The sequence below is a fragment of the Pseudomonas vlassakiae genome (genome assembly GCF_014269035.2).
GTDB lineage: Bacteria > Pseudomonadota > Gammaproteobacteria > Pseudomonadales > Pseudomonadaceae > Aquipseudomonas > Aquipseudomonas vlassakiae.
The window spans coordinates 45,010-70,520 of sequence record NZ_JABWRP020000003.1; the positions used below are offsets into that span (position 1 = coordinate 45,010).

General features: G+C 62.6%; 25 protein-coding genes. 10 read left to right on the top strand and 15 right to left on the bottom strand.

What is annotated here, in order from left to right:
- Positions 1–95: 95 nt before the first annotated feature.
- Positions 96–1,052, bottom strand: coding sequence for a zinc ABC transporter substrate-binding protein (locus HU738_RS04455; protein WP_176508405.1), 957 nt, complete (start codon positions 1,050–1,052; stop codon positions 96–98).
- Positions 1,053–1,070: 18 nt separating this feature from the next.
- On the opposite strand from HU738_RS04455, the gene zur reads away from it, so the two are divergent.
- The 4 genes from zur to HU738_RS04475 all read left to right on the top strand — a co-directional run bounded on the left by zur (position 1,071) and on the right by HU738_RS04475 (position 3,936).
- On the top strand, positions 1,071–1,556 hold the full coding sequence (gene zur, locus HU738_RS04460) for a zinc uptake transcriptional repressor Zur (protein ID WP_054884368.1): 486 nt from the start codon (positions 1,071–1,073) through the stop codon (positions 1,554–1,556).
- Positions 1,553–2,326 (top strand): zinc ABC transporter ATP-binding protein ZnuC, encoded by a 774-nt coding sequence (gene znuC / locus HU738_RS04465; protein ID WP_054884369.1) that lies wholly within the window; start codon positions 1,553–1,555, stop codon positions 2,324–2,326. Before zur ends, znuC begins: the two co-directional genes overlap by 4 nt.
- Entirely contained in the window at positions 2,319–3,101 is a 783-nt protein-coding gene (gene znuB / locus HU738_RS04470) for a zinc ABC transporter permease subunit ZnuB (protein WP_054884370.1), read from the top strand. Before znuC ends, znuB begins: the two co-directional genes overlap by 8 nt.
- Positions 3,102–3,228: 127 nt before the next feature.
- Positions 3,229–3,936 carry a PA5502 family lipoprotein gene (locus HU738_RS04475; RefSeq protein ID WP_176508408.1) on the top strand — a complete coding sequence of 236 codons (708 nt, stop codon included), beginning with the start codon at positions 3,229–3,231 and terminating at the stop codon, positions 3,934–3,936.
- Between the two features lie 48 nt (positions 3,937–3,984).
- On the opposite strand, the gene katE is transcribed toward HU738_RS04475, so the two are convergent.
- Complete coding sequence (katE, locus tag HU738_RS04480; RefSeq protein ID WP_186601597.1) at positions 3,985–6,114, bottom strand: catalase HPII; 2,130 nt, start codon at positions 6,112–6,114, stop codon at positions 3,985–3,987.
- 224 nt (positions 6,115–6,338) lie between these two features.
- On the opposite strand from katE, the gene HU738_RS04485 reads away from it, so the two are divergent.
- The 3 genes from HU738_RS04485 to HU738_RS04495 all read left to right on the top strand — a co-directional run bounded on the left by HU738_RS04485 (position 6,339) and on the right by HU738_RS04495 (position 8,855).
- Positions 6,339–7,346, top strand: coding sequence for a methionine ABC transporter ATP-binding protein (locus tag HU738_RS04485; RefSeq protein WP_186601596.1), 1,008 nt, complete (start codon positions 6,339–6,341; stop codon positions 7,344–7,346).
- Positions 7,346–8,017, top strand: a complete 672-nt coding sequence (locus HU738_RS04490) for a methionine ABC transporter permease (protein ID WP_176508411.1) — start codon at positions 7,346–7,348, stop codon at positions 8,015–8,017. Before HU738_RS04485 ends, HU738_RS04490 begins: the two co-directional genes overlap by 1 nt.
- A 64-nt stretch (positions 8,018–8,081) precedes the next feature.
- Positions 8,082–8,855, top strand: a complete 774-nt coding sequence (locus tag HU738_RS04495) for a MetQ/NlpA family ABC transporter substrate-binding protein (protein ID WP_186601595.1) — start codon at positions 8,082–8,084, stop codon at positions 8,853–8,855.
- Positions 8,856–9,005: 150 nt separating this feature from the next.
- Here the strand turns inward: HU738_RS04495 and HU738_RS04500 are convergent, their stop codons facing one another.
- Genes HU738_RS04500 through HU738_RS04520 form a run of 5 tightly spaced genes read right to left on the bottom strand, consistent with a single transcriptional unit; the run spans position 9,006 to position 12,889 of the window.
- Positions 9,006–9,638 (bottom strand): SCO family protein, encoded by a 633-nt coding sequence (locus tag HU738_RS04500; protein ID WP_176508413.1) that lies wholly within the window; start codon positions 9,636–9,638, stop codon positions 9,006–9,008.
- Positions 9,635–10,528, bottom strand: coding sequence for a heme o synthase (cyoE, locus tag HU738_RS04505; protein ID WP_186601594.1), 894 nt, complete (start codon positions 10,526–10,528; stop codon positions 9,635–9,637). The genes HU738_RS04500 and cyoE overlap by 4 nt, the downstream gene beginning before the upstream one ends.
- Positions 10,513–11,592, bottom strand: a complete 1,080-nt coding sequence (locus tag HU738_RS04510) for a COX15/CtaA family protein (protein ID WP_186601593.1) — start codon at positions 11,590–11,592, stop codon at positions 10,513–10,515. Before HU738_RS04510 ends, cyoE begins: the two co-directional genes overlap by 16 nt.
- A gap of 9 nt (positions 11,593–11,601) precedes the next feature.
- Positions 11,602–12,183, bottom strand: a complete 582-nt coding sequence (locus HU738_RS04515) for a PA_0111/PP_0108 family redox-active disulfide protein (protein WP_176508416.1) — start codon at positions 12,181–12,183, stop codon at positions 11,602–11,604.
- Positions 12,152–12,889, bottom strand: coding sequence for an SURF1 family protein (locus HU738_RS04520; protein WP_186601592.1), 738 nt, complete (start codon positions 12,887–12,889; stop codon positions 12,152–12,154). Before HU738_RS04520 ends, HU738_RS04515 begins: the two co-directional genes overlap by 32 nt.
- Before the next feature lie 64 nt (positions 12,890–12,953).
- Between HU738_RS04520 and HU738_RS04525 the strand changes: the two genes are divergently transcribed.
- Positions 12,954–13,157, top strand: coding sequence for a twin transmembrane helix small protein (locus HU738_RS04525; protein ID WP_186601591.1), 204 nt, complete (start codon positions 12,954–12,956; stop codon positions 13,155–13,157).
- Here HU738_RS04525 and HU738_RS04530 read toward each other — a convergent pair whose 3' ends face one another.
- The 4 genes from HU738_RS04530 to coxB are packed head-to-tail and all read right to left on the bottom strand — an operon-like array spanning position 13,158 to position 17,399.
- Positions 13,158–14,045, bottom strand: coding sequence for a cytochrome c oxidase subunit 3 (locus HU738_RS04530; RefSeq protein WP_186601590.1), 888 nt, complete (start codon positions 14,043–14,045; stop codon positions 13,158–13,160).
- Between the two features lie 16 nt (positions 14,046–14,061).
- Positions 14,062–14,628: a cytochrome c oxidase assembly protein gene (locus HU738_RS04535; protein ID WP_186601589.1), complete on the bottom strand. Its 567-nt coding sequence runs from the start codon at positions 14,626–14,628 to the stop codon at positions 14,062–14,064.
- Between the two features lie 10 nt (positions 14,629–14,638).
- Positions 14,639–16,228 (bottom strand): cytochrome c oxidase subunit I, encoded by a 1,590-nt coding sequence (ctaD, locus tag HU738_RS04540; RefSeq protein ID WP_054884384.1) that lies wholly within the window; start codon positions 16,226–16,228, stop codon positions 14,639–14,641.
- Positions 16,229–16,271: 43 nt separating this feature from the next.
- On the bottom strand, positions 16,272–17,399 hold the full coding sequence (coxB, locus tag HU738_RS04545; RefSeq protein WP_186601588.1) for a cytochrome c oxidase subunit II: 1,128 nt from the start codon (positions 17,397–17,399) through the stop codon (positions 16,272–16,274).
- A gap of 369 nt (positions 17,400–17,768) precedes the next feature.
- Between coxB and HU738_RS04550 the strand changes: the two genes are divergently transcribed.
- Together HU738_RS04550 and HU738_RS04555 are read left to right on the top strand one after the other, a co-directional pair.
- The gene (locus HU738_RS04550) at positions 17,769–18,413 is read left to right on the top strand and encodes a hypothetical protein (RefSeq protein ID WP_186601587.1); all 645 of its coding nucleotides are present in this window, start codon (positions 17,769–17,771) and stop codon (positions 18,411–18,413) included.
- A gap of 105 nt (positions 18,414–18,518) precedes the next feature.
- Positions 18,519–19,601, top strand: a complete 1,083-nt coding sequence (locus HU738_RS04555) for a hypothetical protein (RefSeq protein ID WP_186601586.1) — start codon at positions 18,519–18,521, stop codon at positions 19,599–19,601.
- Positions 19,602–19,603: 2 nt separating this feature from the next.
- Here HU738_RS04555 and HU738_RS04560 read toward each other — a convergent pair whose 3' ends face one another.
- From HU738_RS04560 to HU738_RS04575, 4 genes are all read right to left on the bottom strand, one after another.
- Complete coding sequence (locus tag HU738_RS04560; RefSeq protein WP_186601585.1) at positions 19,604–21,121, bottom strand: SulP family inorganic anion transporter; 1,518 nt, start codon at positions 21,119–21,121, stop codon at positions 19,604–19,606.
- Positions 21,122–21,316: 195 nt separating this feature from the next.
- The gene (locus HU738_RS04565; RefSeq protein ID WP_176508424.1) at positions 21,317–22,036 is read right to left on the bottom strand and encodes a carbonic anhydrase; all 720 of its coding nucleotides are present in this window, start codon (positions 22,034–22,036) and stop codon (positions 21,317–21,319) included.
- Between the two features lie 283 nt (positions 22,037–22,319).
- Positions 22,320–23,378 (bottom strand): PA0069 family radical SAM protein, encoded by a 1,059-nt coding sequence (locus tag HU738_RS04570; RefSeq protein ID WP_186601584.1) that lies wholly within the window; start codon positions 23,376–23,378, stop codon positions 22,320–22,322.
- A 79-nt stretch (positions 23,379–23,457) separates the two neighbouring features.
- The gene (locus tag HU738_RS04575; protein WP_367616155.1) at positions 23,458–25,461 is read right to left on the bottom strand and encodes a M3 family metallopeptidase; all 2,004 of its coding nucleotides are present in this window, start codon (positions 25,459–25,461) and stop codon (positions 23,458–23,460) included.
- Positions 25,462–25,511 lie beyond the last annotated feature (50 nt).

The window sequence follows — 25,511 nt, forward strand, 5'->3', positions numbered from 1 at the left end:
TCGCGGGCGAACCCGCTTCCACAGTTTGGTGCCAGGCTTGAAACCTGTGCCACTTCAGTGGGAGCGTGTTGACCCGCGAAAGGGCCGATACAGCCTTACAACTGCTCCAGGCAGCCTGCCAGGTCACTACCCAGCCTCTCGAGCAGGCGCTCGTAGCCCTTGGCATCCACAGGGTCATTGCCACCCAATGCATCCAGCTCCGCCAGGCGCACCGGCAGCCCGGCGGTCAACGTCTCGGCCAGACGCGGCCGCAGCGGTGGCTCACTGAACACACAGGTCTTGCCCACTTGTTGCAGGCGCTTGCGCATCGCGGCTACATGCTGTGCCCCGGGCTGCACCTCGGACGCCACACTGAACACCCCGGTGTGCTGCAAGCCATAAGCCGACTCGAAGTAGTCAAACGCTTCGTGGAACACGAAATAGGGCTTGCTGGCGATCCCGGCTACTCGCGCCTTGATCCGTGCATCCAGGGCATCCAGGCGCTCGGTGAAGGCTTTCAGGTTGCTCTGGTAGCGCGCCGCATTGGCCGGATCAGCCGCCGCCAGGTCAGCCGCCATCTTCGTCGCGATCACCCGGGCGTTGACTGAAGAGAGCCACAGGTGCGCATCCAGGCTGCCTGGGCGGTGATCGTGGTCGTGATCGTCCTGGTCCGCCTCTTCATGGGAATGGCTGTCTTCGCCAAAGTGGCGCAGCTTCATGCCTGCAAGCGACTGCACGGCCACTGCCGGCTTGCTGCGGCTGCCCAGCACCCGCGGCAGGAAGTTCTCCATGTCAGGGCCGATCCAGTACAGCAGGTCGGCGTCGCCGACCTTGCGCACGTCAGACGGGCGCAAGGCGTAGTGGTGCGGCGAAGCGCCCGGCGGCAGCAGCACGTCCGGGGTGCCCAGACCATCCTGCACGGCGGCGGCGATCTGCTGCAGGGGTTTGATGCTGGTCAGCACACGCACGTCGGCCTGCGCCGAACAGGCGATGAAAGCGACAAAAAGCACAAGGAATCGGGACACGATGAATACTCGACTCGTCAGAAACAGGTAACATAATAACGTCTCCATCCAGAACCGTCGCTGCCCATGTCCATCACGCCGCTGGCTCACCGTCCTCACGATCATTCCCATTGCGTGCACAGCGCCTTGTCCGAAGCCGATGCCTTGTGCACCCGCCAGGGCCTGCGCCTGACCGCACTGCGTCGGCGTGTGCTCGAGCTGGTGTGGCAGAGCCACAAGCCGCTGGGCGCCTACGACATCCTCGCCGTACTCAGCGAACAGGATGGCCGCCGCGCCGCACCCCCTACCGTGTACCGCGCGCTGGACTTTTTGCTGGAAAATGGCCTGGTACACCGCATCGCCTCGCTCAACGCCTTCATCGGCTGCAGCCACCCGGAGCACGCTCACCAGGGCCAGTTCCTGATCTGCCGTGCCTGCCACGTGGCCATCGAGCTGGAGCAGGACAGCATCAGCGACGCCATCATCCACAGCGCGAAGGCCGTGGGCTTCAGCGTCGAAACCCAGACGGTGGAAATCGTCGGCTTGTGCGCCAACTGCCGGAGTGCAGCATGAGCGACGCCCTGATCCGCCTCGAGCAGGTCGGTGTCAGCTTTGCCGGCGAGGCCGTGCTCGACAGCATTGACCTCTCGGTGGCGCCCGGCCAGATCGTCACCCTGATCGGCCCTAACGGCGCCGGCAAGACCACCCTGGTGCGCGCCGTCCTCGGCCTGCTCAAGCCGCACCGTGGCAAGGTCTGGCGCAAGCCGAAACTGCGCATTGGCTACATGCCGCAAAAGATCCAGGTAGACGCCACGCTACCGCTGTCGGTGCTGCGTTTCTTGCGCCTAGTGCCTGGGGTTGACCGTGCGGCTGCCTTGTCGGCCCTGCAGGAAGTGGGGGCCGAGCACGTCATCGACAGCCCGATCCAGACGATTTCCGGCGGTGAGATGCAGCGCGTGCTGCTGGCCCGGGCGCTACTGCGCGAGCCGCAACTGCTGGTGCTCGATGAGCCCGTGCAGGGGGTGGACGTGGTCGGCCAGACCGAGTTGTACAACCTGATCACCCGCCTGCGCGACCGCCACGGCTGCGGCGTATTGATGGTCTCCCATGACCTGCACCTGGTCATGAGCGCCACCGACCAGGTGGTCTGCCTGAACCGCCACGTGTGCTGCTCGGGCCACCCCGAGCAGGTCAGCAACGATCCCGCCTTTGTCGAACTTTTCGGCCAGAACGCCCCGAGCCTGGCTGTCTACCACCACCATCACGACCACAGCCACGATCTGCACGGTTCGGTCGTCACCCCTGGCACCCATGTTCACGGAGAGCACTGCAAGCATGGCTGATTTTCTTCTTTACGCCTTGCTTGCGGGTCTTGCCCTGGCAGTGGTAGCGGGCCCGCTTGGCTCGTTCGTGGTGTGGCGGCGCATGGCCTACTTCGGCGACACCCTGTCCCATGCCGCGCTGCTGGGCGTGGCCATGGGCTTCGTGCTGGATATCAGCCCGGCCCTGGCGGTGACCGTGGGCTGCCTGTTGCTGGCGATCCTGCTGGTGACCCTGCAGCAACGCCAGCCGCTGGCCTCCGACACCCTGCTCGGCATCCTCGCCCCCAGCACCCTGTCGCTGGGCCTGGTGGTGCTGAGTTTCATGCACGACGTCCGCATCGACCTGATGGCCTACCTGTTCGGCGACCTGCTGGCCATCAGCACCACCGATCTCGCCTGGATCCTTGGCGGTAGCGCGTTGGTCCTGCTGCTGCTGGCCGCGCTGTGGCGGCCGTTGCTGGCGATCACTGTCCACGAAGAACTGGCCATGGTCGAAGGTCTGCCAGTGGCCGGCCTGCGCATGGCCCTGATGCTGCTGATCGCCGTGGTCATTGCCGTGGCGATGAAGATTGTCGGCGTACTGCTGATCACCTCGCTGCTGATCATTCCCGCTGCTGCGGCACAGCGTCACGCCCGTTCGCCAGAACAGATGGCGCTGGCCGCAACGTTGATCGGCATTACCTCGGTGTGCGGTGGCCTGGCCATGTCCTGGTTCAAGGACACCCCGGCCGGGCCATCGATCGTGGTCTGCGCGGCGGTGCTATTCTTGCTGAGCCTGGCACTGCCAAAACGCTGAAAAACAGGGTGCACGCCGGTGCGCCCTGCAACCTTTTCGCGGGTAAAGAGTCTGTAAGACTTATTTTCGAGCGTGCGCACCAGGGTGTAGACTTGCTCGCTTTTTGCGCAAATAGAGAGCCGCAGGAATGAAGCCGTTCGCATCCCGTTATCTGCTTGTCGCCGCGTTTTCCCTGTTGTTGGCCGCCTGTTCCAGCACACCGGTGGAGCAGGCCAACGCACCTGCCCAAGCCGATGCCTGGCAGCAGCTGCAACAGAGCATCACCAGCAACGAGCTGGCCACCGCCGAAGACCAGCTGGCTGCCCTGCAGGCGCAGTCACCGGATGACGCTCGCCTGGAGCAGAACCAGCGCCAGCTGGCCGAGGCCTACCTGAAACGCAGCCAGATCGTCCTGCAAAAGGGCGACGTCAATGCGGCTGCCACCGCACTGGCCCGCGCCAGGGCGCTGATGCCGCAGGCACCGGCCGTGACCGGTGGCGATGCCGTAGCCCAGGCCCGCAAGGCCGAACTGGAGAAAGCCGAAGCCGCCTTGAAGGCTGCCGAGGCCAAGCCCCAGGCGCGGGTGATCGATCCGACGGCACCGAGCACCGTGATCGCGCTGAAGACCACCGACATCAATGCGATGCGCCGCCAGCTCGACGAAATTGCCAAGGACGTGGTCAATTACCAGTGCGAAGTGGTGTTCCAGGTGCCGCGCACCCAAGATGCGCCTTGGCTGAAGAATCTGCTTGAGAAGCGCGTTCACAAGATCGACAGCGCGTTCAAGCTGAAACAGAAGCATGAGATTCAGCGGTCGATGCCCGCGCAGGTGGTACTGGTCCCGCATCAGCGCTAAACCTCCAGCACCCTGTCGCCGGCAAGGCGACAGGGTACAAGGCAACCGCTAGGCCGGCACCGCCTCGGCAGCTGCTTCCCGCTCCCACACCCGATGCCCCTCAACCGCTTTTACAAAGGCATCCACGGAGCTCTGCTCATCCCCCAGCAGCAGCCCCCTGTCTTCCTTGAGCCCCAGGCTGTCCGCCAAGTCCTTGGTCAACACCATCGCTTTCAGATGCTTGTAGCCTTCCAGCAAGAAGTGCTTCGCCAGCCCGCTTGAAGCCAGGGCCTTGTCTACCCCCTTGGGTACGACAACACCGTCGAACATGATCGACGGCATCCCTTCCATCGATGCCCCTACCGCCAGTGCCTTGCCATCCGCCGCCTTCACGGGCGCCGAAGTCGGCCCCAGGAGCATTGGCCTGGCACTCCTGGCTTCCAGCGCCTTTACCAGCTTGTCGACGCTTGTGCCGTCCACGCCATCGGCGACCAGCACCGCGATCTTGCGCCCCTTGATGCCGACTACACCGGGGTGGTTCATCTGGCTCAAGGCGGGCGACTTCGCCAGTTGGCTGCCCTTGACCTGTACCGTACCGGCTTTAGGTGCCGGCAAGCCAAGGTTGGCAGCGACTGCGGCGGCCAGCTTGAGGTCGATGTTGGCCAGGATCTCATTCACCTGGCGCGCACGAATGTGCTCACGCTCGACCTTGCCCAGCTCAAAGCTGTAGGCCTTGATGATGTGCTGTTGCTCGGTCGGGCTCATGCTCTGGAAGAACAGCCGCGCCTGGGAGAAGTGATCGCCGAACGACTCGCTGCGCTGGCGGATCTTGTGCGCGTCGATGCGCTCCTGATAACTCTCGAAGCCTCCATCCTGAGGCGCTGGAGGGGTTTCTTTCGGCCAGCCGCCGTCGATCGAGTTGGGCTCATAGGAAGCCCGCCCTTTGTGCACCACATGCTGATGCAGCGCATCGCGCTGGTTGTTGTGGTTCGGCGCAATGGGCTGGTTGATCGGGATCTGGTGGAAATTCGGTCCACCAAGACGGCTGAGCTGGGTATCGGTATAGGAAAACAGCCGGCCCTGCAGCAACGGGTCATTGGTGAAGTCGATCCCCGGCACGATATGGCCAGGGCAGAAAGCAACCTGCTCCACCTCGGCGAAGAAGTTGTCCGGGTTGCGGTTGAGCACCATCTTGCCCAGCGGCGTGACCGGCACCAGTTCTTCGGGAATGATCTTGGTCGGGTCGAGCAGGTCGAAGTCGAACTTGTGTTCATCGGCCTCCGGCACGATCTGCACGCCCAGTTCCCACTCCGGGTAATCGCCAGTCTCGATGGCTTCCCACAGGTCCCGGCGCTGGAAGTCGGTGTCTTTGCCTGCGAGTTTTTGAGCCTCGTCCCACAAGAGGGAGTGCACGCCCTGGCGTGGTTTCCAGTGGAACTTGACGAAACTCGCCACACCCTCGGCGTTGATCAGGCGGAAGGTATGCACGCCAAAGCCCTCCATCATCCGCAGGCTGCGCGGGATGGCGCGATCGGACATGGCCCAGATGACCATGTGGGCGGATTCGGGCACCAGCGAAACGAAGTCCCAGAAGGTGTCGTGGGCCGAGCCACCGGTGGGGATTTCGTTATGCGGCTCGGGTTTCACCGCGTGTACGAAGTCCGGGAACTTGATGGCGTCCTGGATGAAGAAGACCGGCATGTTGTTACCCACCAGGTCGAAGTTGCCTTCATCCGTATAGAACTTCACGGCGAACCCGCGTACGTCGCGCACGGTGTCGCCGGAGCCGCGTGGGCCCTGCACCGTGGAGAAACGCACGAACACCGGGGTGATTTTCTCAGGGTCCTGCAGGAAACCCGCCTTGGTCAGCTCGGCATGGTTGCCATAGCTCTGGAAATAGCCATGGGCGCCCGTCCCCCGGGCGTGCACGATACGCTCCGGAATGCGCTCGTGGTCGAAATGGGTGATCTTCTCGCGCATGATGAAGTCTTCAAGCAGCGAGGGGCCACGCGGCCCGGCCTTGAGCGTGTTCTGGTTATCGGCGATGCGCACGCCCTGGTTGGTCCGCAGTGCCTGGCCGGTCGCATCGCTGCGATGCTCTTCCAGGGCCTGCAACTTGCGGTTGGTATTGGCACGATCAGGGGTGTCGGTTCCGGCGAGCTGGCTGTGTTTGGGCGATTCCGGTTTCTTGCTAGGCATCACGGCTCTCCATATCGGTCATCAGGCGCGCCCTGTCGGGCTTGTGCAAGTAGTGACCGGAGGGCTTTGTCGAGCGTTCAATCAGAATTACCGGTTGTCGCGATATGCCCGAAGGATTGGTGCATTACGAAATAAATGCTAAGAACAGCTATGGGAAAAGGCTAAAATGCGCGACCCCAGCTAACCGCTGATCCAAATTCCATGCGCCCCACAAGGTTCGCTACGTGATCGAGTTCCAACAGGTACACAAGACCTACCGCGTCGCCGGTAGGGAAATCCCCGCACTGAATCCGACCAGCCTGACCATCGAAGACGGCCAGGTGTTCGGCCTGATCGGCCATTCCGGCGCCGGCAAGAGCACCATGCTGCGCCTGATCAACCGCCTCGAAGAACCTTCCGGTGGCACGATCATCGTCGACGGCGAGGACGTCACCGCGTTCAACGCCAGCCAGCTGCGTGGCTTCCGCCAGCAGGTCGGGATGATTTTCCAGCACTTCAACTTGCTGGCGTCCAAGACTGTCGCCGACAACGTCGCGCTGCCGCTGACCCTGGCCGGCGAGCTGTCGCGCAACGAGATCGACAAGCGTGTCACCGAACTGCTGGCCCGTGTGGGCCTTGCGGACCACGCGAAGAAATACCCCGCCCAGCTGTCCGGCGGCCAGAAGCAGCGCGTCGGTATCGCCCGCGCCCTGTCGACCAACCCGAAGATCCTGCTGTGCGACGAAGCCACCAGCGCCCTCGACCCCCAGACCACCGCTTCGGTGCTGCAACTACTGGCCGAGATCAACCGTGAGCTGAAGCTGACCATCGTGCTGATCACCCACGAAATGGACGTGATCCGCCGGGTCTGCGACCGCGTGGCAGTGATGGATGCCGGCCAGATCGTCGAGCAAGGCCCTGTAGCCGAGGTGTTCCTGCACCCACAGCACCCGACCACCAAGCGCTTCGTCCAGGAAGACGAGCAGGTCGACGAAGGCGAGCAGCGCGATGACTTCGCCCACGTGCCTGGCCGTATCGTGCGCCTGACCTTCCAGGGCGACGCCACCTACGCCCCGCTGCTGGGCACCGTGGCCCGCGAAACCGGTGTCGATTACAGCATCCTCGCCGGGCGTATCGACCGCATCAAGGATGTCCCCTATGGCCAGCTCACCCTCGCCCTGATCGGCGGTGACATGGAAGCGGCGTTCGCCCGCTTCAAGGCAGCTGACGTACATATGGAGGTACTGCGTTGATGGACGCCCTCAACTTCTTTGCCAATGTAGACTGGGCCGAGATCTGGCTGGCCAGCGTCGATACCCTGATCATGCTGTTCGGCTCGCTGTTCTTTACCGTGCTGCTCGGCCTGCCACTGGGCGTGCTGCTGTTCCTCTGCGGGCCGAAGCAGATGTTCGAGCAGAAGGGCGTGTATGCGCTGCTGTCGCTGGTGGTCAACATCCTGCGTTCGCTGCCGTTCATCATCCTGCTGATCGTGATGATCCCGTTCACCGTGCTGATCACCGGCACCTCGCTGGGCGTCGCCGGCGCCATCCCGCCGCTGGTGGTAGGCGCCACGCCGTTCTTCGCGCGCCTGGTGGAAACCGCCCTGCGTGAAGTGGACCGCGGCATCATCGAGGCCACCCAGTCGATGGGCGCCACCACTCGCCAGATCATCACCAGTGCGCTGCTGCCGGAGGCCCGCCCGGGCATCTTCGCCGCGATTACCGTCACTGCCATCACCCTGGTGTCGTACACCGCCATGGCCGGTGTGGTCGGCGCTGGCGGCCTGGGCGACCTGGCCATCCGCTTCGGCTACCAGCGTTTCCAGACCGACGTGATGGTCGTGACCGTGGTGCTGTTGCTGGTGCTGGTCCAAGTCCTGCAGAGCGTGGGCGACAAACTGGTCGTGCATTTTTCCCGTAAGTAACCCCAATGGGGTCGGCCCGGCCGACCCGTTCGGGGGCCGTCGCGGCCCTCACAAGGAGTGATTCATGAAGAAGCTGCTTGCTGTTGTCGCCGCGGTCGCGGCCTTCTCGGCCAACGCCGCGGAAACCCTCACCGTCGCCGCCACCCCGGTGCCACACGCCGAGATCCTCAACTTCGTCAAACCTCAGCTGGCGAAAGAGGGCGTGGAGCTGAAGGTCAAGGAATTCACCGACTACATCCAGCCAAACGTGCAGGTCGCCGAAAAGCGCCTGGACGCCAACTTCTTCCAGCACCAGCCGTACCTGGATGAGTTCAACAAGGCCAAGGGCACCCAGCTGGTCAGCGTTGCCGGCGTGCACATCGAGCCGCTGGGCGTGTACTCGGCCAAGATCAAGAAGCTCGACGAGCTGTCCTCCGGCGCCACCGTGGTCATCCCCAACGATGCCACCAACGGCGGCCGCGCCCTGCTGCTGCTGGACAAGGCTGGGGTGATCAAGCTGAAGGACAACAGCAACATCCTGTCGACCGTGAAGGACGTTGCCGAAAACCCGAAAAGCTTGAAATTCCGTGAGCTGGAAGCGGCCACCATCCCGCGCGTGCTGACCCAGGTCGATATCGCCCTGATCAACACCAACTATGCGCTGGAAGCCAAGCTGAACCCGGAAAAAGACGCCCTGGCCATCGAAGGCAAGGACTCGCCTTACGTGAACATCCTGGTTGCCCGCCCGGACAACAAGGACTCGGACGCGATGAAGAAGCTGGCAGCAGCGCTGCACTCGCCTGAGGTGAAGCAGTTCATCAACGAGAAGTACAAAGGCGCTGTGGTTCCGGCGTTCTAAGCCGTACCACCTCGCTGCATTCTTCGCGGCGGTTCGGCGCCCCGATAAACCCGCTCCCACAGTGATAGCACAAGCTTCGTAGCCGGTGCCGTACCTGTGGGGGCGGGTTTATCGGGGCGCCGAACCGCCGCGAAGCGTTTCAGGGCCCGCTCAATCGCGCTTCACAAGCCCGGGCAACTGCGCGACCAGCTTCTGGTTGTTGAACGGCGCACGAATGAACCCGCGCTGACGCCCATCCGGCCCGACGATCGCCAGGTTACCGCTGTGGTCCACGGTATATCCCGGCTTGCTGGTATCCGCCGGAATGAACGGAATACTCAAGGCATTGGCCAGCTTCTGGGTATCTTCGATCGACCCCGCCACCCCGACGAAATCCTTGTCGAAATAACCCAGGTACTGCTTCAGCTGGTTCGGCGTATCGCGGTTCGGGTCCACGCTCACCAGCACCACCTGCAGCCGGTCCACGGCCTCCTTGGGCAGCTCGCTCTTTACCTGGCGCAACTGGGCCAGGGTGGTCGGGCAGATGTCCGGGCAGTAGGTGTAGCCGAAAAACAACAGCGACCATTTGCCCTTCAGGTCATCCAGCTGCACCGGCTGGCCATCCTGGTTGGTCATGGTCACGTCGGCCACCGTGCGGCTTTGTGGCAGGAGAATGATGCCGGCGTCGATCAGCTCGGTCGGGTTGAGCTGGCCCCGCTCACTGAGCACCTTGTTGACGGTCAGGCCCATGATCAGGGCGACCAAGGCAACGAGGATGAAGACGGTTTTCTGGGTTCGGGTCATAGATTCAGCAACAGGTAGTGGTCAACGAGCAACGCGATGAACAGCGCGAACAGGTAGCCGATAGAGTACTTGAAGGTACCGATCGCCGCGTGCGGCCGGCTGCCACGGTACAACACCCAGGCCCAGTGCAGGAAGCGCAGGCCCAACGCCAAGGCACAGGCCAGGTACAGCGGGCCACTCATGTGGATGGCAAACGGCAGCAGGCTCACCGCCAGCAAAATCAGGCTGTACAGCAGGATATGCAGCTTGGTGCATCGCTCGCCGTGGGTAACCGGCAGCATCGGGATATCGGCCTTGGCGTACTCTTCCTTGCGGTGAATGGCCAGTGCCCAGAAGTGCGGTGGCGTCCAGGCGAAGATGATCAGCACCAGCAGCAGCGGCTCGGCGCTGATGTGGCCGCTCACTGCGACCCAGCCCAACAGCGGCGGCGCAGCACCGGCCAGGCCACCAATGACGATGTTCTGCGGTGTGGCACGCTTGAGAAAGCCGGTATAGAGCACCGCATAGCCTAGCAGCGAAGCCAGGGTCAGCCAGGCGGCGAGGGCATTGGTGAACACCAGCAGCAGGGCCAGGCCGAGCAGGGCCAGGGCCAGGGCGAACAGCAACGCCGGCAACGGCTCGACCCGGCCCTGTGCCAGTGGGCGCTTGCGGGTCCGGGCCATCAGCGCGTCGATGCGCCGGTCCACCACGTGGTTGACCACTGCCGCGCTGCCCGCGCACAGGGCGATACCGAGGTTGCCGAACAGCAACACGCTCCAGCTGACCCCGGCGCGGGTCGCCAGGAACATGCCCGCCAGCGAAGTGATCAGCATCAGCAGCACCACCTTGGGCTTGGTCAGCTCCAGGTAATCGCGCCAGCTGGCACACCGTGCGCTCAGAAGCGTCGCCACGTATCGCTCCTCATGGGATGGGTGAGGCTAACCCCGGCCGCGGGCCGCAGGCGCCAACCTTGCTTGACGCCGACGCGGACCTTGTCGACCACGCGGATGCGGTAGTTCACCAGCACCATGCTCAACAGCAGCAGGGCGCCGCCAGCGTTATGCGCGACGGCCACGGCCAGCGGCAGGTGGAACAGCACATTGCTGATGCCCAGGCCGACCTGCAGCGCCAGCACCAGCAATATCCATCGGGCCAGGCCGGTCAGGCCACAACGGTGCAGCTTCCAGCTGAGCAACAGCAGCACGCAGGTCACCAACAGTGCACCCAGGCGGTGGCTGATGTGAATGGCCGTGCGCGCATCGCTGTCCAGTTGCCCGCCGAGGTAATTGGGGCCGACATGCTGGGTCAGGTGAAAACCGTTGCTGAAGTCCGCTGCCGGCCACCACTGGCCATGGCAAGTCGGCAGGTCAATGCAGGCGACCGCCGCGTAGTTGGAACTGACCCAGCCGCCCAGGGCGATCTGGCCAATCACCACCAGCAGGGCCAATGCGGCTATCCGTCGAAGACTCAGTGGCAATTTCGGCAAGGGCGCGAAGGCCCGAGATAGACGCAGGGATAACAGGAACAGCAGACTCAGGGTGGTAAAGCCGCCCAGCAGGTGCGCGGTGACCACTTGCGGCCACAACTTGAGGGTGACGGTCCACATGCCGAACGCTGCCTGCGCCAGCACAACGCCCAGCAACAACAATGGCAGGCGATAAGGCTGGCCATCGCGGGCATGCCGGCGCAGCGCTTGCAGGGCAAGCAGAGCGATCACCACGGCGAGCGTGCCGGCAAAGTAGCGATGGACCATCTCGGCCCAGCCCTTGGCCTCTTCCACGGGGTGGTCGGGAAAATGCAATTCGGCATGAGCCAACTGCGCTTCACTGTTCGGCACGCTGATGAAGCCATAGCAGCCAGGCCAGTCGGGACAGCCGAGGCCGGCGTGGGTCAGACGGGTGTAGGCACCGAGCAGCACGACCAGCAGTGCCAGCAGGGTGGCGAACACAGCGAGGCGGAATCCGGGTCTGGCCATGGCAAGCTCCTAGCCGATATTGGACAGCTTGAGCAGGTGACGCAGGTCGTCGAGCACGTGCTTGCCGTTGACCTTGCCGTCGTAGCGCAGCACCAGGTTGCCGTGCGGGTCGACAATCCACAGTTGCGGGCCGGGTTCACCGACCTTTTGCAGATAGCGCGGGGCATCCAGTGGATAGCGTTGCAACTGTGGATACTCACGCCCCAGCAGCGCCTGATAGTCGCTGGACAACGGCTGGGCGGCGGCCAAGGCATGGCTGGCTCGGCCGGCGTCGCGGCCCAGGCCGACCTGGATCTGCCGCACCAGGTACACCAGGCGTTGGCAATCTTCAGCGCAAGCATCGGGCGCAGTCACCAGCAGTTGCCAACGCGGGTCCTCGCCTGCAATGCCTATATCGGCGCGGCTCTCGCCATTGCCGATCATCGCGCCGTGGTAGCTGCGGCCTTCCGGCACCCAGAACTGGAGTTTGTACATGCAGGTGGCCAGGATCATTGGCCCGAGCACCACCAGCAGGATCAAGATCAGCTGCAAACGCCCGCGGGCTCTGGGCTTGCTACGTTCAGGCAGGTCCAGTGGAGTGGCGGTGGCCATGCTGTTTCTCCTTGTTGTTGTGCCAGCCGAAATAGAGGTAGAGCAGCACCAGAGCAATGGCCAGTGCGAACCACTGCACGGCGTAACCGAGGTGTTTTTCCGGGCCCATGGCGACAATCGGCCAGTCCAGCCGATACGTAGCCGGGCCGGGTTCCAGGCGTAACTCATGGGCAAAGCCTTCGCGATCGAGCTGCTGCCACACTTGAGCCGCGTCGATTGCATTGAGCAGGTGCGGCCATTGGCCCCCGACAGGGTCGGGGTGGAGCTGGAAACTGCTGCCTGGCGCCACATACACCGACGCGTTCAGCGCCAGGGCCTGCTCGGGGGTGTCGAAATGCACCGGCACGCGACGGTCCGGCCATGGCAACCAGCCACGGTTGACCAGCAGCCACAGACCACTGGCCTGGTCATGGAAGGGTTGCAACAGCTCGACGCCGGCCTGGCCGTCACGCATGCGGTTGTCCAGCAGCACGCTGTGCGCGGCGTCAAAACGGCCGTAGAGGTGGACCCGGCGGTAGGCCGAGTCAGGCGTCTGCAACAACTGGGTGGTGGCCAACGGGGCATCGACCTCACGCTGGGCATAGACCTCCAGCAGGACGCGCTTCTCTTCAGCCCGGCCAAGTTGCCAGCAGCCAAGCGCGATCAGCCCCGGCAGCAGCGCGAGCACTACCAGGGTCGGTATCCAGCCTGGGCGGAACCGCCTCATCGCAGCCTCGCCGGGCCAATCGCTATACTTATCCACATCACCGCATCCCCCCGGGAGTGTCGCCATGCTCAAGGCCGCGATTGTCCTGATGCTGTTGGCCACGGTCGCCAGTCTGTTCAGTGGCCTGGTGTTTCTGGTCAAGGACGACGAAAACTCGACCCGCTTGCTAAAAGCCCTGACCGTGCGAGTGACCCTCGCCACCCTGACCATCGGCCTGGTGGCCTGGGGCTTCATCAGTGGCCAGCTGGTGTCTCACGCACCGTTCTGATCACAGCACATACACAAAGATGAACAGCCCGACCCACACCACATCGACGAAGTGCCAGTACCAGCTCGCTGCCTCGAAACCGAAGTGTTTGTCGGGGTTGAAGTGCCCGCGCAGGATGCGCACGAACATCACGATCAGGATGATCGTGCCCAAGGTCACATGGGCCCCGTGGAAGCCGGTGAGCATGAAGAACGTCGCGCCATAGATGCCCGAGCCCAGGGTCAGCCCCAGCTTGGTGTAGGCCTCGTGGTACTCGTAGGCCTGCAGCGTGATGAAGCTGATACCCAGCAGGATGGTCAGCGCCATCCAGAATTTCAGCGGCCCACGATGGTCTCGGCGCAGGGCGTGGTGGGCGAGGGTAATGGTCACGCTGGAGCTGACCAGCAGGATGGTATTGATCAGCGGCAGGTGCCAGGGGTCGATCACTTCCTTGGGCGGCGGGAACAGTTTCGGGTCGGGCGTGTGCAACAGCGGCCAGGTAAACTCGAACGTCGGCCACAGCATGTGCGCAACCCCTTTGGCCCCATCACCCCCCAGCCACGGCCCGGCGAGCACCCGCACATAGAACAGGGCACCGAAGAAGGCCAGGAAGAACATCACTTCCGAGAAGATGAACCAGCTCATGCCCCAGCGGAACGAACGGTCCAGCTGCGGGCTGTACAGCCCGGCCCGGCTCTCGCGGACCACCGAGCCGAACCAGCCGAACAGCATGTAGGCCAGGAACAGCGCACCGACGAAGAAGATCAGCGGCCCGTGCGACGAGGGGTGGCCGGCCTTCATGTCGTTGAACCAGGTGCCAAGCCCGAACACCGTGATGAACATGCCGATGGTGGCGATGATCGGCCATTTGCTCTGCGCCGGAACGTAGTAGTGCTCATGACTTGCCATTGCTGTTCTCCTTCCCTCAACGGGCGCCCTGGACGTCCTGTACCGCGGCATGGGCGACCGGCGGGTGACGCGCAGTGATGTCGAACAAGGTGTAGGCCAGTGTCAGGTGTTTCACGCTGGTCGGCAGGTCGCGGTCGACGATGAAGCGCACCGGCATCTCGATGCGTTCGCCAGGCTGCAGCACCTGCTGGGTGAAGCAGAAGCACTCGGTCTTGTGGAAGTACGCCGCGGCCTCGGCCGGGGTGATGCTGGGTATCGCTTGCGCACTCATCGGCCGGTTGGTCGGGTTGTGCGCGATGAAGATCATCTGGTTCACCGCTCCCGGGTTCACCTCGAGCTCGTCAGCGGTGGAGTAGAAGTCCCAGACCATGTCGCTGGCGTTGGTCGACATGAACTGCACCCGCACCGAACGCGTCGGGTCGCTGACCTGGCTGCCCTCGTACTGCCCGCCCGTCTTGCCGTTGATGCCGAAGGCCTTGCACATCACGTCATACATCGGCACCAGGGCAAAGCCGAAGCCGAACATCACCACCGTCAGCAGCAGCAGGCGGGTGACCAGGCGCTTGAGCGACGAGCCCTTCATGGCGGCGCTCCTACTTCACGTCCGGCGGGGTCTGGAAGGTGTGGTATGGCGCTGGCGAGGGGATCGACCATTCCAGGCCCTCGGCGCCATCCCAGGGCTTGGCCGGGGCGGGTGCGCCGCCACGGATGCACTTGATGACGATGAACAGGAACAACAGCTGCGTAGTACCGAACAGGAAGGCGCCGATCGACGACACCATGTTGAAGTCGGCGAACTGCAGGTTGTAGTCGGGGATACGCCGCGGCATGCCGGCCAACCCCACGAAGTGCATGGGGAAGAAGGCCATGTTCATGCCGACGAACGAGAGCCAGAAGTGCAGCTTGCCGAGGGTTTCGTCATACATGTGGCCAGTCCATTTCGGCAGCCAGTAATAGGCCGAGGCAAAGATGCCGAAAATCGCCCCGGGCACCAGTACATAGTGGAAGTGCGCCACCACGAAATAGGTGTCGTGGTACTGGAAGTCCGCCGGGGCGATGGCCAGCATCAACCCCGAGAAGCCGCCGATGGTGAACAGGATGACGAAAGCGATGGCGAACAGCATCGGTGTCTCGAAGCTGAGCGAGCCCTCCCACATGGTGCTGACCCAGTTGAACACCTTCACCCCGGTGGGCACGGCGATGAGCATGGTGGCGTACATGAAGAACAGCTCGCCGACCACCGGGATGCCGACCACGAACATGTGGTGGGCCCAGACGATGAACGAGAGGAAGGCAATCGCGCCGGTGGCATAGACCATCGAGGTGTAGCCGAACAGTGGCTTGCGCGAGAACGCCGGGATGATCGAGCTTACCGCACCGAACGCCGGCAGGATCATGATGTACACCTCGGGGTGGCCGAAGAACCAGAACACATGCTGGAACAGCACCGGGTCACCGCCACCGGCGGCGCTGAAGAAGCTGGTGCCGAAATGGATGTCCATCAGCATCATGGTCACTACCCCGGCCAGCACCGGCATCACCGCGATCAGCAGGAATGCGGTGATCAGCCAGGTCCAGACGAACAGCGGCATTTTCATCAGGGTCATGCCCGGGGCGCGCAGGTTGAGGATGGTGGCGATCACGTTGATCGCGCCCATGATCGAGCTGATGCCCATCAGGTGGATGGCAAAGATGAAGAAGGTGACGCTGGCCGGCGCATAAGTGGTCGACAGCGGGGCGTAGAAGGTCCAGCCGAAGTTCGGCCCGCCGCCCGGGCTGAACAGGGTCGAGACCAGCAACAGGAAGGCCGCTGGCAATAGCCAGAAGCTGAAGTTGTTCATGCGCGGCAGGGCCATGTCTGGCGCGCCGATCATCAGCGGGATCATCCAGTTGGCCAGGCCGACGAACGCTGGCATCACCGCGCCGAAGACCATGATCAGGCCATGCATGGTGGTCATCTGGTTGAAGAACGCCGGCTCGACGATCTGCAACCCGGGCTGGAACAGCTCGGCGCGAATCACCATGGCGAACGAGCCGCCGAGCAGGAACATCATGAAGGCGAACCACAGGTACATCGTGCCGATGTCTTTGTGGTTGGTGGTCAGCACCCAGCGCATCAGGCCCTTGGCCGGGCCGTGGGCGTGGTCATGGCCGTGGGCGTGGTCGTCGATCACTGCACTCATGTCCTGTCTCCTGCAATCCACTGATTGCCGCGCAAAACCCGGTTCACTTGGCTTCTGCCTGCTTGAGCGCCAGCACGTCCTTCGGCGTGACCATGTCGCCCTTGTTGTTGCCCCAGGCGTTACGCTCGTAGGTGACCACGGCGGCGATGTCGACTTCCGAGAGCTGCTTGCCGAACGCGGCCATTGCGGTGCCGGGGCGGCCATGGAACACCACGCCCAGATGGTCTTCCTTCGGCCCGGTGGCCACTTTCGATCCCTTGAGCGCCGGGAACATCGGTGGCAGGCCCTGGCCCTCGGCCTGGTGACAGGCCACGCAGGTAGTGTGGTAGACCTTGTCGCCACGCTCGACCAGTTCTTCGAGGGTCCAGTCCTTGCTGGTCAGCTCCTTGAGCTTGGCCGCCTCGGCCTTGCGCTCGCCGAGCCAGGTGTCGTAGTCAGCCTTGGTCTTGACTTCGACCACCACCGGCATGAAGCCGTGGTCCTTGCCGCACAGCTCGGTGCACTGGCCACGGTAGATGCCGGGCTTTTCGATACGGGTCCAGGCTTCGTTGACGAAGCCAGGGATGGCGTCGCGCTTGACCGCGAAGGCCGGCACCCACCAGGAGTGGATGACGTCGGCGGCGGTCACCAGGAAGCGCACCTTGGCCCCCACCGGCAGTACCAGCGGCTGGTCGACTTCGAGCAGGTAGTGCTCGTCCTTGGGTGCCGTGTTGTGGATCTGATCAGCCGGCGTGGCCAGGTTGCTGAAGAACTCCACGTCCTGGCCCAGGTATTTGTAGTGCCACTTCCACTGGTAGCCGGTGACCTGGATATCGATGTCCGATTCGCTGGCGTCGTAAATGTCGATCAGGGTCTTGGTGGCCGGAATGGCCATGGCTACCAGAATCAGGAAGGGGACGATGGTCCAGAGGATTTCTACCCAGGTGTGCTCGTGGAAATGAGCTGGCTGCTGGCCGGTGGAGCGGCGGTGGATGACCATCGACCAGAACATCGCGCCGAAAACCACGACGCCGATGATCACGCAGATCCAGAAGATCGTCATGTGCAGGTCGAACACGGCGTTGGAGACTTCCGTCGCCCCCGGGTGCATGTTCACGGTCCAGGCGGCGTTGGCCTGACCAAGAACCGACCACAACAGCAGGCCCATCCAGACAGGTGGATGTCGCATCATTGCGGGTTCCCCTTCTCGTTCTTGTAGTCCCGGAGGCATGGCCTGCGGCAAGAGGGAACGGCGGTCAAGACTGCCTGGCTTCGACGACCGAGCCCCTGCAAAAAGCAGTCGGGCCTCATCAACGAATCACGTTCAACCGGAGTATAGACAGCGACCAATGGCACGCAACGACGCGGGTGAAATCAACCTCAAGAAACGCTGAAACGCGAGCAAAAGCCCGAGCTTGAGCGGCCATGGCAAAATAGTGGCGACCGCATATGCCGAACTGCGCACACGTTTGCGGAATTTATAACAAATGCGTCTTAGGTATTCTGTATACCGAGCTAACTTAGTGTCTTCCGTTTGAAACGTCTTGTCCCTGGAGTTGTCATGAACATCGCTGCTGTACGCGAGCAGATTAGCCAAGCCCACGATCACGAACGCCGCACCGGCCAACTGAAAGAGCGTCTCGAGCTGCAACTGCCTCACCTGCACCCCTCGATCCAACTGCCTGAGCAGGACGCCCAGGGTACTTTGGCGCGCTTCGTCAGCGCTTATATCGATCAGGTCCCGGAGCTGCTGGAGGCCGCCCACACTGTGGCGCGCGAAGCCGGGATCGAATCGCAGATCAAACCTGTACTGAAAATTGCAGAAGCCTATTTCCTGCAGCCACCGAACGTGATGCAAGGGCACGTAGGCCTCGACTGTCTGCTGGATGAGGCCTATCTGGCACACCGCCTGGTGGAGGAGGTCAACGACCTGTATATCCGCCACTTCCAGCAACCGCTGATCCCCGTCGATACCACGGTGGCCAACCTGATCGCCCACCAGCTGATCGGCGAAACCTTCGCCAACCAGCTGGATGAGGTGGTGCACCATTCGGTGGACGAGATGCTCGACGACGAGAGCTTTGCCGCAGAGTCGGTGGAAGCCTACCGCGAAACCCTCAGCAGCCCGCAGACCGGTGAGGCGTGGAAGCGCTGGCCGTGCCTGTCGCGCCAGCTGAACGTGGAGTTCGGTCAGGCCAGCGCCTGACCTGCAGCGCGGGCGAGGAAAACGCTCCCGCTGCTGCGCGCCGCCTTCGATCATTACTGTCATCGGGCCGCCTCAGGGCGGCCCTCTTCCATTTAGGTGATGACAATGACGATCAGAAGAAACAGGATTTTTACGGACCTGCTGCGAGGAACCTATCCAACGATATGGGGCAACTGGGGCCTCAATGCGTCCATCAAGCCAGGCGCGGTCGGCATCATCGACGCCGACACCGGCGATTTCAAGCTGGCCGTCGATTGCCTCCCCGGCGTCGAGATCAGCAAGAGTCAGCAAAGCCGCAAGTGGGATTTCAAATCGTCTGGCGTGACGTGCAACCGCATCAACGCCGATGTCAGCGGGATGATCTTGGACCCGAACACAGGTGCCGAAGTCAAACCCGAGGCCGCGCTTGAATGGACGTTCGACAAGGAGAATTCCATTACCTCGGAGTTCGCGATCAGCGGCGAGCACGCCATCAGCAACCTTGCCATCCTTGCCGATCAGTACGATTGGCTGCTCGGCCAGGCGCGCAAGTTGAACATGGCGACCAGCACTGGCATCTCCGAAGGTTTCGGCGTGGTGACCTCGGTCATCTACGCCAGCAGTGGCCTGAATGCGGTGGCAAAGAAGGGCAAAGCCAGCTTCACCGTCTCCGGTAGCGCAAGCGGGCTCAACCGCCTGCTGGGTGAAGACGGCATCAACGGCAGTGGCAAGGCGAGCTATGTGTTCACCAGCAACTCCAGTGAAGTCGAGATGCATACCTTGCCGGCAAAAAGCGGTGAGGTGGCAACCGAACCACTGCCTGTCGCCTATACCTTTGCCTCGTTCGCAGGCAGCCGAGTATTGATACCCAGCTGGGTCGGCAAGGTCGGTGTGCTGAACCTGCTGGTGGATAGCAAGGCGTCATCCTTTACCACCTACACCACCAAGGTCACACTGTCCTACCAGACCCCCGAAGGCCCGATCGAAGAGTCCAGGACGGTAATCGGCGGAAGCTCGACCAGCTTCGGGGAAATTCCCCTGACCGCCACCCAGATGGTATTGACGGCGGAATTCATCAACATCGGCTCCAATACCCGCAAGTCGATGACGTGGAACACGCCCGTCAGCGAGTGGCTGGGCGGCACCCGCACCGTGAACCTGACAGGAACATGGCCGGGTGCGCCGGAGATGATCGAGGTCAAGCGCTGACCTCAGGTGCCAGCAACGCTGCGCAAACGGCCCTCCACCCTGCGCTTGAGGCCTCGCTGCTCGATACGCAGGGTAGAGCCGCTGGTCTTGCTCCAATCCTCCAGCAGTTCCAGGCACGAATGGTCGATGTAGGTCAGGTTGGCCAGCGGAACATGCAGGGTGGTGCCGGCAGGCACGCTATCAAGTACCTGGGTCAGTGCCGGTACCTTGAGGAACGTAGCCGACCCGCTCAGGCGCAACTCCATATGGCCGCAGGGCTCGAGCTGGACGAGGGAGATTTTCAGGCGCGCGGCCTTGAACGCCAGCTTCAGCAATGTCAGGGCGAAGCCCAGCAGTACCCCCGTCAACAGGTCGGTGAAGATGATCGCCATGGCAGTCGCCACGTAGGTGAACATCGGCATCCGACCATAGCGGCTCAGGCCTCGCAGCGCCTTGAAATCGACCAGTTTGATGCCGGTGTACACCAGCACACCCGCCAGGCTCGCCACCGGAATCTGCTGCAGCACGCTGCTCAGCACCACCACGAACGCCAGCAACCACAGGCCATGCAGGATCGCCGAGGCACGGGTTTGCGCGCCTGCCTGGACGTTGGCCGAACTGCGCACGATCACGCCGGTCATCGGCAGGGCGCCGAGTACACCACAGAGCATGTTGCCGATACCCTGCGCCGACAGTTCACGGTCGAAGTCCGAGCGTTGGCCGCTGTGCATGCGGTCTACAGCGGCTGCCGACAGCAGCGTCTCGGCACTGGCGATGAAGGCCAAGGCGAATGCCGCCACCAGCAAAGTCGGATCAGCAAGCTTCAGCAGGTCGTCCGGACGTATCCAGTCGATGGCTTCGGACAGGTCTGCCGGTACTTGCACCCGATTCACCGGCAGCGCCAGCCACATGGCAATCGCGGTCATCGCCGTCACGCCCAGCAAGGCACCCGGCACGAAGCGCAACTTCTGCGGTCGCAGGCGCTCCCATCCCCACATGATGGCAATCGTGCCCAACCCCAGCGCGCCAGCCATCCAGCCGGAGCCGGCGCTTTCCTTGGGCAGGGCCGCAGCCACGGTGGATGGGAACTCCAGGAGATTCTGCAGGCCCGACGGCTGTGGCGCCGTGTCGAACATCACATGCACCTGCGACAATACGATCAGTACTCCAATACCGGCGAGCATGCCGTACACCACGGCGGGCGCCGTGACACGGAACCAGCACCCCAGGCGCAATCGCCCAGCCAGCAATTGCAGAATCCCCGCGAGTAGCAGGATAGGCCCGAGCATCGCCATGCCATGTTGACGCACCAGCTCGAACACCAGCACCGCCAGGCCGGCTGCCGGGCCGCTGACTTGCAGCGGCGAACCCGCCAGGAAGCCGACCACAACGCCGCCGATGATACCGGTGATCAGCCCCTTGGCCGGCGGCATGCCCGAGGCGATCGCAATGCCCATGCACAACGGCAGGGCGACCAGGAAGACCACCACCGATGCCAGCAACTCACGCGGCAGGGCCGCTTTCAACTGTGTAATGTTCACCGTGTTTCTCCTTTCTCTGACGCACGGCCATTCCCCTGGCCGTGGGCACATGTGGCCCCTGACGAGCGCGCAGGCGCGAGCCGCCAGCGGGGATCGCCGGCAGGGTAGTCAGGGCATTTTCAAGGCAGCCGAAGGCCGCGCCGCACCCGCGTTGGGTGCAGCCGGCTATTCAAGGTTCAGCTGTGGACGGGTCGCTTAGTAGCGGCCTCTCGGAGTGGCGCAGGGCACGGGCTCGCCTGCGGTCAGTGGCATGAAGCTGTCACTGGCGGCATCGTAGGCCTCGATCTTGCTGGTCTCGATGTCATAGACCCAGCCATGGATGAACAACTCACCCGCCGCCAGGCGCGAAGCCACCGAGGGGTGGGTGCGCAGGTGATGCAGCTGGGCGATGACGTTTTCCTTGGTCAGCACCTGCATGGTTTCGTGCTCGCTGCCGCAGGAGCAATTGTTCTCGACCACGGTGCGAGCCACTTCGGCATGACGCAACCAGGCGGAAACGGTCGGCATCTTGGTCAGCGATTGCGGGTTCAGCACGGCACGCATGGCACCGCAGTCGGAGTGGCCGCAGACGATGATGTGGTGCACCTTCAGCGCCAGCACCGCGTACTCGATGGCGCTGGAAACGCCGCCGTTCATCTGGCCGTAAGGCGGCACTACGTTACCGACGTTACGGGTCACGAACAGGTCGCCCGGCGAGCTCTGGGTAATCAGCTCGGGAACGATACGCGAGTCGGCACAGGTGATGAACATGGCGCGCGGGGTTTGCGCGGTGGCGAGCTTCTTGAACAGCTCCTGCTGCTCAGGGAAGACGTCATGGTGAAAGCGCAGGAAGCCGTCGACGATGTGCTTCAGGGCGGCATCGGCGCTCTCCGCTGGAGCTGGCGGAACGACCTTGGATGGGTCCTTTACGGGCATGATTCATCCTCTTGACGGTGTGTAGGTAAATCCATTTTACCGGTGAAAGATTCTGGCTATGCGCAGATTTAGATGACACGCACGGGCGATAAATCACAGTCTTCGTTGACTGGACTCCTACGCTAGCGAGGAAAACTTAACTGAAACTTAATTCGGAGGCTCTAGAACGGGTGTTCCAGATCGAAAAGGCGGGACCTGAATAATAGCAAAAAAGCATCAACTGCCAAGAGCCATTAGCACAATTATCATCTCGGATTAGTTGAGCTGGGGATGGCCCCGTTCATCAGAACAGCGCCATTTGCCCGCCCGGCGGGCAGAAGGCCGAGCAGTCAAGGGCCTGTGCCTCGCGCCCGGCAAAGTCCAGGCGCTTCATCGCCTTGGCAAAACGTTGTGCGAGCAATTCGGCAAAGACCCCTTCGCCACGCATCCGCGCACCAAAGCGGCTGTCATACAACTCGCCACCTCGGCTCTGGCGTATCAGGCTCAGCACATGGGCTGCCCGTTGCGGGTAATGGTCCTGCAACCACTGTTCGAACAATGGCGCCACTTCCAGCGGCAAGCGCAGCATCATGTAGGCGGCGCTCTGTGCACCCGCCTCCTTGGCGGCCTCCAGCAGCTGCTCCAGTTCGCTGTCGTTGATCATCGGAATCATCGGCGAACACAAGACGCCTACCGGCACGCCGGCTTCGCGCAAGACGCGAATGGCCCGCAACCTCGCCTTGGGTGAGGCCGCGCGCGGCTCGAGCACCCGCTTGAGATCATCGTCCAGGGTGGTGAGGCTGATCATCACCCGTGCCAGGCGCTGACTGGCCATCTCGGCCAGCAGGTCGAGGTCGCGCAAAACCAGCGCGCCCTTGGTGACGATGGTCACCGGATGGCGAAAACGCAACAGCACTTCCAGCACCTTTCGTGTCAGCTGTTGCTCACGCTCGATGGGCTGATAGGGGTCGGTGTTGGAGCCGAGGTTGATCGGCGCACAGACGTAGCCCGGTTTGCTCAACTGCTGTGCAAGCACCTCGGCGGCATTGGTCTTGGCTATCAGCTTGGTCTCGAAATCCAGGCCCGGGGAGAGATCCCAGTAGGCATGCGAAGGGCGGGCATAGCAGTAGATGCAGCCATGCTCGCAACCTCGGTAAGGATTGATGGAACGGTCGAAGGGCAGGTCCGGTGAGGTATTGCGGCTGATGACCGACTTTGCTGTTTCAATCCGCACCTCGGTACCCTGTGTCTGCGGAACTTCTTGATACCAACCGTCATCCTCGGCCACCGAATGGCTCGGCGCGAAGCGGTTGTGCGGATTGTGCGCCGTGCCACGGCCCTTTTGCGGTGCTGGAGGAATCATGGCCTACCCCGATACTGTATTCATATACAGTATCGGGTGCGCAACGATCTTTCCAGCACCTCCGGTCAGCGCATCCTCCTCAGGCCAAACCATGCCAGTGCAGGTAGGGCCCGAGGTCTACCGCTCGCCCGAGAAACGCTTCAATGCCTGTCAACAATGGACGCGCCGAGCCATGGGCGAGTAATTCTTCTTGCAGCGCCCGCCCCGTTGCACGGTCCAGCAAGCCGTTTGCCCTGAACCGCGAGAACAGATCGAAAGCATGCACATCGGACCACACGTACGCGTAGTAGCCGGCATCGTAGTGGTTAACCAGGTAATCGAATGCATGCGCCGGGCGCTCGAAATCCTCCAGAGGCCAGTAGCCACAAAGCTCCCGGGCAGCATCCAGCCTCTGCTGCAGGCTCTTGCCGTCATCCGGAGAGGCATGCAGGTCCAGGTCGAACAACGCCATCAGCAGATTCTGCGCGGCGCCTTCGACCTCTTCTCGTTGCAATGCAGCCAGCAGCGTCCTGGTTTCTTCCAGGCCCAGTTTCTCGCCGGAATCCTTGTGTGACGAGATATCGACCAGATAATCCGGCTCCCACGCCCAACGTTCCAGCAGCTTGCCGTACAGTTCCACACCATCGGTGCCCAACAGGCTCACCGCAGAGCCGACGTGGGTCGTGGTACGCACCAGCAGATGGTGCAAGGCGTGCCCGAATTCGTGATGGATCTTGCGCAGTGCGAGGTGGTCGAGCAGTGGCGACTCTTGGCCGAGACCAGCAGGCACATCGGTAAACACCATCACCACCGCCGCCTGATAGACACCTTCGGCATCGACCCGGCGATTGCGCACATAGCGGGTCTCGACCAGATCGGCCTGTTTACCAGGGTACTGAACGGCATCCAGATACAGCAGCCCAAGGTAGGCATGGTCTTGCCAGACTTCAAAAGCCATCACGCTCTCGTGCCAGGTCGCGATCGGGCTGGCGTCGTTACCAGCCTTGAGCGTCAAGCCAAACACCTGCTGCGCCATGTGTGCCAGGCTGGCGACCACATTGGCCAGCGGGAAATACTCGCGAAACGTTGCCATTGGCAGCGACGCCTGCGCGGTGTCGCCAGCCCTGTGTAAATACAGCCGATCCCAGGGCCGCACCTGGTCGATCCCGAGACCCTCGGCGCGAGCATCCAGCAGCTGGCGCAACTGGCCCATGGCGGGTTTGATGTTGCCGGCCAAGGTCTGCAGGAACCTTTGTACCTGATCAAGGCTGCCGGCACTTTTCTCGCGCAGGCTCAGCGATGCGTGATCGGAAAAGCCCAGCAATTTCGCTTTCTCTGCGCGAACGGTTGCCAGCTCTGCAAGGATTTTCCCGTTGTCCTGCGAATCGTCCGCGCTGACTCCACGCGTGTGATATCGGCGATAAACGGCCTCACGCAGTTCCCGATTGCTGGCCACGGCCATTACGTCACGGGTCCAGTGGTCGTCCGCCGGGATCAGCCAGCCTGGCATACCGGAAGCTTCGGCGTTGGCGCGCAGTTCTTCGCGCATGCGCGGGCTGAACCCACCCAGCAGTTGCTCATCCGACACATGGACGCCGTCCCGGGCGATGTTGGCCCGATAACGAGCTTCCAGATCCTGGATCCTGGCTTGCGCAGCCGCCAGCACTTGCAACTCGGCCTCATCGAGCAAGGCGCCCTTGAGCGTGAATTGCCTGATGTACCACTGGATGACTGCGCGTTCATGCGCATCCAGGTTCTGGCCCTGGGGGCTCTGCGCCAACTTCACGTAGCAAGCCCGCAGCGCCTTGTTCGACAGTTTCTGTTCATAGCGAAGTATCAGCTTGCCATACAGCTCACCCAGCAGCCCAGCCCAGGTGTCACCTTTGAAGGTAAGCGGGGAGGCAGCGAACAGCACAGCCTGCAGTTGCGCATCCAATGCATCCACCGCCAGCACCAGATCGTCCCAGGTCGGCAATGTTTGTTGTGCGGCGATGATCCGCTCGATGCCCTGCTGATGGGCATCGAGCGCCAAATCGAATGCAGCGCGCAGGTTATCCAGCGTCACCGCCGCATAATCGACCGGTGTACCGCTGCCTTGCAGCAATGGATTGGAGTTTTGCATGGCACATCACCTTGTTCTGTTCGAGGAACAAG

Coding starts and splice junctions, on each gene's coding strand:
- HU738_RS04455 (WP_176508405.1), bottom strand. CDS start 1,052: ATGGAGACGTTATTATGTTACCTGTTTCTGACGAGTCGAGTATTCATC.
- zur (WP_054884368.1), top strand. CDS start 1,071: ATGTCCATCACGCCGCTGGCTCACCGTCCTCACGATCATTCCCATTGC.
- znuC (WP_054884369.1), top strand. CDS start 1,553: ATGAGCGACGCCCTGATCCGCCTCGAGCAGGTCGGTGTCAGCTTTGCC.
- znuB (WP_054884370.1), top strand. CDS start 2,319: ATGGCTGATTTTCTTCTTTACGCCTTGCTTGCGGGTCTTGCCCTGGCA.
- HU738_RS04475 (WP_176508408.1), top strand. CDS start 3,229: ATGAAGCCGTTCGCATCCCGTTATCTGCTTGTCGCCGCGTTTTCCCTG.
- katE (WP_186601597.1), bottom strand. CDS start 6,114: ATGCCTAGCAAGAAACCGGAATCGCCCAAACACAGCCAGCTCGCCGGA.
- HU738_RS04490 (WP_176508411.1), top strand. CDS start 7,346: ATGGACGCCCTCAACTTCTTTGCCAATGTAGACTGGGCCGAGATCTGG.
- HU738_RS04495 (WP_186601595.1), top strand. CDS start 8,082: ATGAAGAAGCTGCTTGCTGTTGTCGCCGCGGTCGCGGCCTTCTCGGCC.
- HU738_RS04500 (WP_176508413.1), bottom strand. CDS start 9,638: ATGACCCGAACCCAGAAAACCGTCTTCATCCTCGTTGCCTTGGTCGCC.
- HU738_RS04510 (WP_186601593.1), bottom strand. CDS start 11,592: ATGGCCAGACCCGGATTCCGCCTCGCTGTGTTCGCCACCCTGCTGGCA.
- HU738_RS04515 (WP_176508416.1), bottom strand. CDS start 12,183: ATGGCCACCGCCACTCCACTGGACCTGCCTGAACGTAGCAAGCCCAGA.
- HU738_RS04520 (WP_186601592.1), bottom strand. CDS start 12,889: ATGAGGCGGTTCCGCCCAGGCTGGATACCGACCCTGGTAGTGCTCGCG.
- HU738_RS04525 (WP_186601591.1), top strand. CDS start 12,954: ATGCTCAAGGCCGCGATTGTCCTGATGCTGTTGGCCACGGTCGCCAGT.
- HU738_RS04530 (WP_186601590.1), bottom strand. CDS start 14,045: ATGGCAAGTCATGAGCACTACTACGTTCCGGCGCAGAGCAAATGGCCG.
- HU738_RS04535 (WP_186601589.1), bottom strand. CDS start 14,628: ATGAAGGGCTCGTCGCTCAAGCGCCTGGTCACCCGCCTGCTGCTGCTG.
- ctaD (WP_054884384.1), bottom strand. CDS start 16,228: ATGAGTGCAGTGATCGACGACCACGCCCACGGCCATGACCACGCCCAC.
- coxB (WP_186601588.1), bottom strand. CDS start 17,399: ATGATGCGACATCCACCTGTCTGGATGGGCCTGCTGTTGTGGTCGGTT.
- HU738_RS04550 (WP_186601587.1), top strand. CDS start 17,769: ATGAACATCGCTGCTGTACGCGAGCAGATTAGCCAAGCCCACGATCAC.
- HU738_RS04555 (WP_186601586.1), top strand. CDS start 18,519: ATGACGATCAGAAGAAACAGGATTTTTACGGACCTGCTGCGAGGAACC.
- HU738_RS04565 (WP_176508424.1), bottom strand. CDS start 22,036: ATGCCCGTAAAGGACCCATCCAAGGTCGTTCCGCCAGCTCCAGCGGAG.
- HU738_RS04570 (WP_186601584.1), bottom strand. CDS start 23,378: ATGATTCCTCCAGCACCGCAAAAGGGCCGTGGCACGGCGCACAATCCG.